General features: G+C 59.4%; 8 protein-coding genes. 3 read left to right on the top strand and 5 right to left on the bottom strand.

Annotated features, from left to right (window positions below):
- Nucleotides 1-25: 25 nt before the first annotated feature.
- The 5 genes from BT116_RS30085 to hydA form a co-directional block, all read right to left on the bottom strand.
- The gene (locus BT116_RS30085; protein ID WP_083569119.1) at nt 26-1144 is read right to left on the bottom strand and encodes an RHS repeat-associated core domain-containing protein; all 1119 of its coding nucleotides are present in this window, start codon (nt 1142-1144) and stop codon (nt 26-28) included.
- A gap of 118 nt (nt 1145-1262) precedes the next feature.
- On the bottom strand, nt 1263-2363 hold the full coding sequence (locus BT116_RS30080; protein WP_083569118.1) for an RHS repeat-associated core domain-containing protein: 1101 nt from the start codon (nt 2361-2363) through the stop codon (nt 1263-1265).
- A 183-nt stretch (nt 2364-2546) separates the two neighbouring features.
- Nucleotides 2547-3821, bottom strand: a complete 1275-nt coding sequence (gene preA / locus BT116_RS07915; protein WP_072341957.1) for an NAD-dependent dihydropyrimidine dehydrogenase subunit PreA — start codon at nt 3819-3821, stop codon at nt 2547-2549.
- Complete coding sequence (locus tag BT116_RS07910; protein WP_072341954.1) at nt 3822-5189, bottom strand: NAD(P)-dependent oxidoreductase; 1368 nt, start codon at nt 5187-5189, stop codon at nt 3822-3824.
- 183 nt (nt 5190-5372) lie between these two features.
- On the bottom strand, nt 5373-6812 hold the full coding sequence (gene hydA / locus BT116_RS07905) for a dihydropyrimidinase (protein ID WP_072341950.1): 1440 nt from the start codon (nt 6810-6812) through the stop codon (nt 5373-5375).
- A 608-nt stretch (nt 6813-7420) separates the two neighbouring features.
- On the opposite strand from hydA, the gene BT116_RS07900 reads away from it, so the two are divergent.
- From BT116_RS07900 to BT116_RS07890, 3 genes are all read left to right on the top strand, one after another.
- On the top strand, nt 7421-8899 hold the full coding sequence (locus tag BT116_RS07900; protein ID WP_072341947.1) for an NCS1 family nucleobase:cation symporter-1: 1479 nt from the start codon (nt 7421-7423) through the stop codon (nt 8897-8899).
- A 71-nt stretch (nt 8900-8970) separates the two neighbouring features.
- Nucleotides 8971-10254: a Zn-dependent hydrolase gene (locus tag BT116_RS07895; protein ID WP_072341944.1), complete on the top strand. Its 1284-nt coding sequence runs from the start codon at nt 8971-8973 to the stop codon at nt 10252-10254.
- Between the two features lie 84 nt (nt 10255-10338).
- Entirely contained in the window at nt 10339-11823 is a 1485-nt protein-coding gene (locus BT116_RS07890; protein ID WP_072341941.1) for a helix-turn-helix transcriptional regulator, read from the top strand.
- Nucleotides 11824-12046: the final 223 nt, after the last annotated feature.

The following is a 12046-nucleotide window of genomic DNA, read 5'->3' as shown; positions in this document are numbered from 1 at the left end:
AAGTTGGATAGCGGTGTTTCACGCTCTATTGTCTGCGAATTTTCTCGGTTTCTCCTCCTCGTTTCTTTCTGAGAGTGATTCCGGTTTTAAATCCCATTTTCCGTAGAGAGATTATTTTCAGGTCCAGCCGAAGCCTTTGGACTCTCGCGGCCTCCTGGCTGATCAATTCCGGCTCAGCCCTTTTTGCTCTAAGCGCTTCCAGATTTGCAGTGGCGGCATCGAATTTCGTTGTATCTATCGATATACGTCTGTTGGGGTGTTTTTCTATCCATCCACCTACGACTTCATCGTAAAAGTGTCCAGCCGCGTGGCGTTTTCTTGCGTGATTTAGAGTGGATTTTTGCTGTGGGGGTTGTTGGCCGGTATGGTGAGAACTGAATCCTTTAGGCTCGCCCTCACGAGGCAATACTCTAAATCCCCTATGGGTCGCATTAGTAATAGGATTGGCAGCTGGCGTGGCGGAAGTTGATCGGGTATTGGCTAGCAAATTCCTCGTTGGGTTAACTCGCCCTATAAGAATGGGTCGGGAAGCAGTGGGGCGGGAAATAATGGTGGATTGGATTGTGAATGTTGAGTACCTATTTGGATAACTTATTGGGATATTCCATACTTTGTAATTCCCACTCGGATCATATTGATTAATCGGATCATTGCCGCAATAAGCGTATGCATTGATTCCACCCTCATCAAAAGGACTCAACTCATCCGGACTATTGAACCGCATCAACACCGGATTAAAAGCCCGATTACCCTGTCCCAACAAATAATGACCGGTTATCGAGTCAAGCCGCTCCCCATTGAAGCCGAGCAGACAACTCAAACCACTTTCCCCAGGGCGATAACCATAGGCGGTATAGACCATCTGTTGCGAGAGCGCATCCGCCACTGTCCTGAGCAACGAACGTTGTTGATCCGTTGCCAACAGCGTCGTTTCGGCGGCGTCGTAGGTGCCTGATCGTTGCGCCAGCGGCTGGGGGCCGTGACGCATGATCGTCAGCTGCGACTCACCCTCTATCTCGTTAACCAACTCGTCTTCTTGATAGAAACGTTGGGTGCCTGGGCTCTCCAGAGGCTTCAAGCCTACGAGGCGATCCAGTGGGTCATATTGATAGCGGCACAGTATTTTCATCGATGGCGCTGACATGGGCTGGGTTCTGCTTGGCGAACTGGGCTGTGTCAGGCTCGGATATTTTTGGGGGGCTGTCTACTAGCAGAACTGTTAGTCGTAGTCTTGGAATCATGTGATGAGCGACTTATGGTCGCTACCGCGAGCGGGCTCGATTATTCACTGGGTTGGGGGTAGTGTCGGGATTAGTGCGAATATTCCATACTGATACTTCTAAGTATTGGATGATATCGCCATTTTTCGCATTCCATCGAGCTAGTGTGAGTTCGGCTGTAGCTCTTTCAATTTGCTCTGCTGATGCACCGTTGGTGTTAAGTTTATTGAGGTTTCTTTCAGCAGCGTTGTAGGCCTGCCGTCTTGGAGTGTTTACCAGTCTGGTCATGAACGGGTGTTCTTTAATGACTTCATCGTACAGCGCTGCTCTATTGATAAGTGTGTTGATTTTGTCTGTTGCGTTGGTGAGGGTGCCCGGGGGACTATCCCTTGTATATAGTGAATGTGCCGGCTCTGCAGGTAGTGCAGAGTAAGTGGATTTATTGGCTCCATAGAATTGTGGCTTAGTTTTCCAAGGCGCAGGTAGTGCCGACCGGGCAGCTTGAAAGATGGTAATGGATTTAGAATCAAGAGAATTTAATTTTTTCCCGAGGACGACCGTTAATGGGTAGTTTTTTTGTATGGGTGGCGATCTCCATGGTTGAACAATCGCAACATTTCCACTCGGATCATACCGATTAACCGGATCATTCCCACAATAAGCATACACATTAATCCCCCCCTCCCCAAAAGGACTCAACTCATCCGGACTATTGAACCGCATCAACACCGGATTAAAAGCCCGATTACCCTGTCCCAACAAATAATGACCGGTTATCGAGTCAGGCCGCTCCCCATTAAAACCGAGCAGGCAACTCAAACCGCTTTCCCCTGTGCGATAACCGTAGGCGGTATAGGCCATCTGTCGCGAGTCTGTATCCGCCACTGTCCTGAGCAACGAACATTGTTGATCCGTCGCCAACAGCATCGTCTCGGCGGCGGCGTCAGTGCCTGATCGTTGCGCCAGCGGTTGGGGGCCGTGACGCATGATCGTCAGTTGCGACTGGCCCTCTATCTCGTTAACCAACTCGTCTTTTTGATAGAAACGTTGGGTGCCTGGGTTCTCCAAAGGCTTCAAGCCTACGAGGCGATCCAGTGGGTCATATTGATAGCGGCACAGTATTTTCATCGATGGCGCTGACATGGGCTGGGCTCTGCTTGGCGAACTGGGCTGTGTCAGGCTCGGATATTTTTGGGAGGGCGTCTACTAGCAGAACTGTTAGTTGGATAGGGCGCTTCTGGTGGGGGAGCCCTGAGGTTTTTTGCTGTGGCTTAGGGCCTCATCGCGAGCAAGCTCGCGATGGCGCCAGTCCAGACACCCCAATCTTCAAGCGGTTACATGATAGGGATTGCGCGGATCATGGTTCCAATCCAGGAACGGCTTGCCGGTGTCCACCGTCACCATTTCGATGCAGTCTTGCACCGGGCAGGTGATCTGGCACAGGTTACAGCCCACGCATTCCTCATCGATCACTTCATATTTACGCGTGCCGTCTGCTTGCTTGAGGCTGGCGATGGCCTGGTGTGAGGTGTCTTCGCAGGCGATGTGGCAGCGACCGCAACCGATGCACGCCTCTTGGTCGATTTTCGCGATGACCTGGTAGTTGATGTCCAGGTACTTCCAGTCGGTGGTGTTGCTCACCGCGCGACCGGAGAAGGCCTGGAGGTTGGCGTGGCCGTGCTCGTCCATCCAGCGCGACAGGCCGTCCTTCATCTCGTCGACGATGCGAAACCCATGCAGCATTGCGGCGGTGCAGACTTGCACCGCGCCGCTGCCCAAGGCGATGAATTCCGCCGCGTCGCGCCAGCTACCGATGCCGCCGATGCCGCAGATCGGCAAGCCGTGGGTCTGCGGGTCGCGGGCGATTTCGGCGACCATGTTCAGGGCGATCGGCTTGACCGCCGAGCCGCAATAACCGCCGTGGGTGCTCTGGCTGCCGACGCTGGGCAGGGCGACCATGCGGTCGAGGTCGACGCTGGTGATGGAGTTGATGGTGTTGATCAACGACACCGCGTCCGCGCCGCCGCGATGGGCGGCCCGGGCGGCGACGCGGATGTCGGTGATGTTCGGCGTGAGCTTGACGATCACCGGCAACGAGCAATAGGTCTTGCACCAGCGGGTCACTTGCTCGACGTACTCCGGCACCTGGCCGACCGCCGCGCCCATGCCGCGTTCCGGCATGCCATGGGGGCAGCCGAAGTTCAGCTCGATGCCGTCGGCGCCGGTGGCTTCCACCAACGGCAGGATGCGTTTCCAGGATTCTTCGACGCAGGGCACCATCAGCGACACGATCAACGCCCGGTCTGGCCAATCCTTTTTCACCTGGGTGATTTCCCGCAGGTTGATCTCCAGGGAACGGTCGGTGATCAGCTCGATGTTGTTGATGCCCAACACCTCGCGATTGGCGCCGTAATGGGCTGAGTAGCGCGACGACACGTTCACCGCCGCCGGATCCTCCCCGAGGGTTTTCCAGACCACGCCCCCCCAGCCGGCCTCGAAGGCGCGGACCACGTTGTAGGCCTTGTCGGTGGGTGGCGCGGAGGCCAGCCAGAACGGGTTGGGGGCTTTGATGCCGGCAAAGACAATCGATAGATCGGCCATTTACGCAGCCTCCACGTTAAGCATCAGTTGAGCGTTGATCGCCTCGGCGGCGAGTTTGCCGTGCTGCACGGCCTGCACGGTCAGGTCCTGGTCCAGGCTGGTGCAATCGCCGCCGGCGTAGACACCGGGAACGCTGGTGCGCAGGTGTTCGTCCACCAGAATTCGTCCGTCCTGGCGCTTGAGCTCCCGGGCCAGTGGGTCCACCAGTGCGTTGTCATCGAAGGCTTGGCCGATGGCTTTGAAAATGGCGTCGGCGGGCAGGTCGAAGGTGTCGGTGCCGATGACCAGCCGACCGTTTTCCAGGTGGGTGCGGGAGAAGCGCATGCCGCGCACATTCCCGGCATCGTCGAGCAAGACCTGTTGCGGCTGCGCCCAGGTCAACAGGCGCACCTGATTGGCCTTGGCGATGTCCTGTTCATGGACGGTGGCGCCCATGTCTTCCAAGCCACGGCGGTACACCAGGTTGACATCCCGGGCGCCGAGGCGAGCCATCTGCACGGCCATGTCGATGGCGGTGTTACCGGCGCCGAGCACGATGCAGCGGTCGGCCAGGGGCAACTGGCTGAGGTCGTCGGCCTGACGCAGTTCGCGGATGTAGTCGGTGGCGGCCAGCAGCCCCGGCGCCTGTTCGTCGCTCAGGCCCAGTTGTTTGCTGGCCGCCAGGCCGAGGCCGAGGAACACCGCGTCGAACTGCTGGTGCAGGTCGCTCAGGCTCAGGTTCTCGCCGAGTTTCTGGCCATGGCGGATTTCGATGCCGCCGATCTCCAACAGGAAGTCCAGTTCACGTTGGGCGTAGTCGTCCACCAGTTTGTACTTGGCGATCCCGTATTCGTTGAGGCCGCCGGCTTTCTCACGGGCCTCGAAAACCACCACGTCATGACCGTGCATCGCGCTGCGATGGGCGCAGGACAAGCCCGCCGGGCCGGCACCGACCACGGCGATGCGCTTGCCAGTTGCGGCGGCACGCTTGAACGGGTGTTCGCTGAAATGGGCGTTATCCACGGCGTAGCGTTGCAGTTGGCCGATCAATACCGGCGCGCACTCATGGACGTTGTTGCGCACGCAGGCTTGCTGGCAAAGGATCTCCGTGGGGCAGACCCGGGCACAACTGCCGCCGAGGATGTTGGCCGAGAGGATTTTCTGGGCCGCGCCTTGGACGTTGTCCTGGTGGATGTTGCGGATGAATGAAGGGATATCGATTTCGCTTGGACAGGCGTTCACGCACGGTGCGTCGTAGCAATACAGGCACCGGGAGGCTTCCAGGTGGGCCTGGCGCGCATTGAGCGGTGGCGCCAGGTCGCTGAAGCGGGCGGAGAGGGTGGCCGGGTCTTCCTGGGAATGGGGGAGGTGACTCAAGGGCTGGATCATGGAGTGGGCCTCACGGTGTTTGAGGTGCTGCCTCTGGTGGGCAGTGGTTTTTTTCGTTGCCTTGATCGTTCCCGCGCTCCGCTTGGGAACGCAGCCCGGGACGCTCTGCGTCCCAGAGCGGAACGCGGAGCGTCCCCAGAGGCATTCCCACGCGGAGCGTGGGAACGATCAAAGGCCCGGATTTCAGCGTTTCACGGCGGTTGGCTTGTTCAACTCCGCCCGCTTGCTCAGCAAATCGAACACCGCCGGGTACGCCGGCCGCTCGATGTAGCGCCCGGCGCCGCGCTCGGCCCGTAGGTCGCCGTCGGCCCACACCAACCGGCCCTGGCTGATGGTGTGGCTGGGCACGCCGCGCACGGTCTTGCCTTCGAAGATGTTGAAGTCCACCTGCTGATGGTGGGTCTTGGCGGAAATCGTGCGGCTGCCTTGCGGGTCCCAGAGCACCAGGTCGGCATCGGCGCCGACGCGGATCGCCCCTTTGCGCGGGTAGAGGTTGAAGATCTTCGCGGTGTTGGTGGAGGTGAGGGCGACGAAGTCGTGCATCGACAATTTGCCGCTGTTGACCCCCTCGTCCCAGAGCACGGCCATGCGGTCTTCGATGCCGGCGGTGCCGTTGGGGATCTTGCTGAAGTCGTCGCGGCCGGCAGCCTTCTGTTCGGCGCAGAAGCAACAGTGATCGGTGGCGGTGGTGTGCAGGTTGCCGGATTGCAAGCCGTGCCAGAGAGCCTCTTGATGCCCGCGTGGGCGAAAGGGTGGGCTCATCACGTAGCCGGCGGCGGTCTGCCAGTCGGGGTCGCGATAAACACTGTCGTCCAGCAACAGATGCCCGGCCAGTACTTCACCGTAGACCGGTTGGCCCTTGCTGCGGGCGTAGGTGATTTCGTCCAGCGCTTCCTTGGTGGACACGTGCACCAGGTACAGCGGTGTGCCCAGGGTTTCGGCGATGCGGATGGCGCGGCTCGCGGCTTCGCCTTCCACTTGCGAAGGACGCGACAACGGATGGGCTTCGGGGCCGGTGATGCCCTGGGCCAACAGTTTGCGTTGCAGGTGATAGACCAGTTCGCCATTCTCGGCGTGCACCGTGGGCACCGCGCCCAATTCCAGGCAGCGTTCGAAGCTCGCCACCAAGGTGTCGTCGGCGGCCATGATTGCGTTCTTGTAGGCCATGAAGTGCTTGAAGCTGTTCACCCCATGATGGCTGACCAGCTCGGCCATTTCTTCGCGCACCTGTTCGCTCCACCAGGTGATCGCCACGTGGAAACCGTAGTCACTGGCGCTTTTCTCGGCCCAGCCCCGCCATTGATGAAAGGCTTCCATCAGCGACTGTTGGGGGTTGGGAATCACGAAGTCGATGATCGAGGTGGTGCCGCCGGCGAGACCCGCCGCCGTGCCGCTGAAGAAGTCTTCGCTGGCGACCGTGCCCATGAATGGCAACTGCATATGCGTATGGGGATCGATGCCGCCGGGCATCAGGTATTGACCGCTGCCATCGAGCACTTCGACACCGGCCGGAACATCCAGGTTGTCGCCGATGGCCTTGATCACGCCGTCGGCGCAAAACACATCGGCGCGATAACGTTCATCATGGGTAATAACGGTGGCGCCACGGATCAACAGAGACATTCCGAGTTCCTCGCAGGCATGACCGACTGTTGCCGGTTCTTTATGTTTTATCGATCACGGTAGTTAAAGTCGTGCCGGTTTATATTCTTGTCACGACTGTCAGGATTAGACGCTAGCTGGAGTTTATGAAATGAGCAAGATTATTTTTTATAAGCTTATGTGTTAATTAACTTATTGAAATTTAAGAATAAAAATATAAATTCACCAAAATGGTGAGCCTGCTCACCATTTTGACGCACTTGACAGGATCGTTATTTGAGCGAGATTTGTCATGGTAAATCAGCGGCTTGAAAGCGTTGCAAGTGCGGTCTAGACACCTTGCGTTGATCCGGGGTGCACCACTTTGAATCTCCCCCTCGACAGGGCGTGAAGGTCATCTAGCCTCAAGGGCGGTGAGCAGGGAGTGAAACAAGACAATAACGTGGCTTTAAAACCTTAAACATCAAAAGGTTGAAAGGGTTATATCGATCATCCGGTCAGCTCGGCGCATTATCCGGCACGGTTATTGAGTGCCGTCGTGGGTCTGGCGGGGTGGTCGGTAGCACGCGTGCAAGTACTCCGGCCATCGCCCGTCGATGAGCAAAAATAATGAAAACAGTGGAGCGGACATGACCAGATCAACAGTGACCGAGCGCGACGGATTGTTCGAACTTGAAGCCGGCAGCGACGTCCTCGACAGCCCCCGTTATAACCACGACATTGCGCCGACCAAGGTGAACGAGCGAACCTGGAACAAATGGCACATCACCGCACTATGGGTGGGCATGGCGATCTGCGTGCCGACCTACACCCTCGGTGGCGTGCTCACCGCCTATTTCGGCCTGACGGTGGGCGAGGCGCTGCTGGCGATCCTGTTTGCCAACATCATCGTGCTGGTCCCCCTGACCCTGAATGCCTTTGCCGGAACCAAGTACGGCATTCCGTTTCCGGTGCTGTTGCGCTCATCCTTTGGCGTGATTGGTTCCAACGTGCCGTGCCTGATTCGCGCCCTGGTGGCCTGTGGCTGGTTCGGCATCCAGACCCTGTTCGGCGGGCTGGCGATCCACCTGTTTCTCGGCTCGGTGTTCGATGGCTGGAAGAGCCTGGGCGGCACCGGCGAAGTGATGGGCTTCATGGTGTTCTGGGTCATCAACCTGTGGGTGGTGCTGCGCGGTGCCGAGTCGATCAAGTGGCTGGAAACCTTGTCAGCGCCGCTGCTGGTGCTGGTGGGCGTCGGTCTGTTGGTGTGGGCATTGCCCAACGTTTCATTGACTGAACTGATGGCGGTCCCGGCCAAGCGTCCCGAAGGCGCCGGCGTGACCAGCTACTTCCTTGCCGGCCTGACGGCCATGGTCGGTTTCTGGGCCACGCTGTCGTTGAACATTCCTGACTTCAGCCGTTATGCCAGGAGTCAGAAAGACCAGATCGTGGGGCAGATCATTGGCCTGCCATTGACCATGTTCCTGTTCGCCTCCCTCGGCGTGGTCATGACCGCCGCCTCGGAAAAACTGGTGGGGGTGACCGTCTCCGACCCGGTGACCTTGATCGGGCACATCCAGAGCCCGGTATGGGTGGCCCTGGCCATGGTGCTGATCATTGTCGCCACGCTCTCGACCAACACCGCCGCCAACATCGTCTCGCCCACCAACGACTTCCAGAACCTGGCGCCGAAACTGATCGGCCGCACCAAGGCGGTGATGCTCACCGGGTTGGTGGGGCTGGCGCTGATGGCCCACGAACTGCTGAAGAAGCTTGGCCTGATTGTGTCCGAGGTCAGCCTGGAGTCGGTCTATTCCAACTGGCTGCTGGGTTATTCGAGCCTGCTGGGACCGATTGCCGGGATCATGGTGGTGGATTATTTCCTGATCAAGAAACAGCAACTGGACCTGGCCGGGTTGTACCGCGACGACACTTACCCGGCGTGGAACTGGAATGGCTTCATCGCCTTTGGCGTGCCGGTGGTGCTGACGCTGCTGTCCCTGGGCAGCGATGCGTTCAGTTGGTTCTACAGCTACGGCTGGTTCACCGGCTCGGCGCTGGGCGGGGTGATTTATTACGGGTTGTGCAGTATGCGAGCGAGCCCATCCGTCGCTAAAACCGCGGTGTGAGGAAGGGCCTCATCGCTCGCGACAGTGGCCTCAAGTACACCGAAAACATGCCTGAAAAAATGGAGATCCCCATGAACGCAGCCATCGACGTCCTGCAATCCACCCACCCGCACATCAATCGCGATCGCCTGTGGCAATCGCTCATGGACCTGGCCCAGCTCGGTGCCACGGTCAAGGGCGGCGTGTGCCGGCTGGCACTGACCGACCTCGACCGCCAGGCCCGCGACCTGTTCGTGCAATGGACCCAGGCGGCGGGCTGCACCGTCAGCATCGATGCGGTGGGCAATATTTTCGCCCGTCGTCCGGGGCGCAATCCGAACCTGCCGCCCGTGATGACCGGCAGCCACATCGACACCCAGCCCACCGGTGGCAAGTTCGACGGCTGCTTTGGCGTGCTCTCCGGGCTGGAAGTGTTGCGCACCCTCAACGACCTGAACATCGAAACCGAAGCGCCGCTGGAAGTGGTGGTGTGGACCAACGAGGAAGGCTCGCGTTTCGCCCCGTGCATGATGGGCTCCGGCGTGTTCGCGGAAAAATTCACCCTCGAAGAAACCCTCGCCAAGGTCGACGCCGAGGGCATCACCGTGGGCCAGGCGCTCAACGCCATCGGCTATGCCGGCCCGCGCCCGGTCAGCGGGCATCCGGTGGGGGCGTATTTCGAGGCGCACATCGAACAGGGGCCGATCCTCGAAGACGAAGGCAAGACCATCGGCGTGGTGATGGGCGCATTGGGGCAGAAGTGGTTCGACCTGACCTTGCGCGGCGTCGAGGCCCACGCCGGCCCGACCCCGATGCACCTGCGCAAGGACGCCCTGGTGGGCGCCTCGATCATCGTCGGCGCCGTCAACCGCGCCGCCCTCGGTCATCAACCCCATGCCTGCGGCACGGTCGGGTGCCTGCAAGCTTATCCGGGGTCGCGCAATGTCATCCCCGGCGAAGTGCGCATGACCCTGGACTTTCGTCACCTGGAACCGGCGCGGCTGGATTCGATGATCGCCGAGGTCAAGCAGGTGATCGAAGACACCTGCCAGCAGCACGGCCTGACCTTCGATTTGAAACCCACGGCCGATTTCCCGCCGCTGTATTTCGACAAGGGCTGCGTCGACGCCGTACGCGACGCTGCCCAAGGGCTGGGCCTGTCCCACCTGGACATCGTCAGCGGTGCCGGCCATGACGCGATCTTCCTCGCCGAACTGGGCCCGGCCGGGATGATCTTCGTGCCCTGCGAAGGGGGTATCAGCCACAACGAAATCGAAAACGCCGCCCCGGACGACCTCGCCGCCGGTTGCGCAGTGCTGCTGCGAGCGATGCTGGCCGCCTCACAAGCGATTGCCGAGGGGCGCATGGCGGCTTGAAGGGCCGATGCACTATTGCAAACCCATGTGGTCGTAACCTTCAACGCATCCATGCTTGAAACCTTCTGACCACATGGAGACCCAATGAATCAGCAAGTCCCGACCACCGATACCAACCGTCGTCAATTACTGCAGATCATTGCCGGGCTGTCCGATGGAGTGATGTTGATCGAGGTCGACCAGACCATTGCCTGGGCCAACGCAGCGGCCTTGGCGATGCACGGGGTCAAGGATCTCAGTGAGCTGGGCACCACGGCCAGGCAGTACGCCCGGCGTTTCAATTTGCGTTATCGCAACAATCACCCGCTGAGCGACGACAACTACCCCATCGCCCGGGTTGCCCGTGGCGATGAGTTCAGCGATGTGCTGGTGGAAGTCACGCCCCAGGCCGACCCGGATCGGACCTGGGTGCATCGGATCCGCAGCATGGTGCTGGCCGACCGCAACGGCGAGCCGGAGCTTCTCGTGCTGATCCTCAGCGATGCCACCGAATGGGCCAGCGCCGAGCAGCGCTTCGAGAAAACCTTCGGGGCCAACCCGGCACCGGCGGTGATCTGTCGCCTCAGTGACCTGCGTTACATCAAGGTCAATCCGGGATTCCTGGAGATGACCGGTTACAGTCGCGAGCAGGTGATTGGGCGTTCGGTCTATGAGCTTGACGTGCTTGAAGCTGCCGAAAGACGCGACTTGGCCATCGAACGCCTGGGGCAGGGTGCGACCATTCCGCAAATGCAGGCCGAGTTGAAATTGCCCGACGGCACCAGCAAACAGGTGATCGTCGCCGGCCAGCCGCTGGACCTGCACGATGAAGACTGCATGCTGTTTTCCTTCATGGACATGGAGCCGCGACGCAAGGCGGAAACGGCCCTGCGCCAGAGCGAGGAGCGCTTTGCCAAGTCGTTCCGCCTGTCGCCCGTACCCACTCTGGTGTGCAGCGCTGAACAGCAGTTGTTGGAAATCAACGAGGCGTTTCTCCAGACCACCGGTTACGCCAGCGAAGAGCTGCTGGGAAAAACCGTGGAGGAAATCGGCTTTCTCGACAAGGACGCCAGCGCCGCGCTGTTTGCCCGGCTGGAAAAGGCCGCTGCTGTCTCGAGTATCGACGTCAAGGTGCACAAGAAGGGGGGCGAACTCATCGACTGTGAGGTCGCCGCCGATACGGTGCTCATCCAGGACAAACCTTGCTATCTGTTGGTGCTGATGAACATCACCGAGCGCAAACGCTCGGAGCTGGAATTGGTGGCGGCTATCGAAGAGGTGATGAAAGATGCGTCCTGGTTCAGTCGGACCCTGATTGAAAAATTGGCTAACGTGAAGAGCATCAACGCCCAGGTGCCCAGCGTGTCATTCACCGAGCTGACGGCCCGGGAGCGTGACGTGCTGGGGCTGATTTGCGAGGGCTTGGCAGACAAGGAAATCGCCGCGCGCCTGAAGCTGGCCCCCAATACCGTGCGCAATCACGTGGCTACGCTGTATTCGAAACTGGATGTCCATAGCCGCAGCGAGGCGATTGTCTGGGCGCGGGAGCGGGGTTTATTCGCGAACGAATGGCGAATGAAGGCACCATGATAGCCAGTGCAAATGCACCGGGCATGCTGGTGCAAATTCGGGTTTTGCATGGGGGGTCGGTTCCTTAGGCTGTCAGTGTGCGACATCGTCTGTGATGTCGCGTCCCCACGAAACAGTCAAGGAATACGCCACAATGTGCAGTGTACTAACCCAGTATGAGAGCGACAGGATGCCTATGCGGACCAGGAGGTCGGTGCTGGCCACCGGTCATTTGTGGCCCCAG

Source organism: Pseudomonas sp. NFACC16-2, assembly GCF_900119205.1.
Lineage (GTDB): Bacteria > Pseudomonadota > Gammaproteobacteria > Pseudomonadales > Pseudomonadaceae > Aquipseudomonas > Aquipseudomonas fluorescens_Q.
Note: the sequence above shows the minus strand (reverse complement) of the source record. Positions and strands in the feature narration are given on the sequence as shown.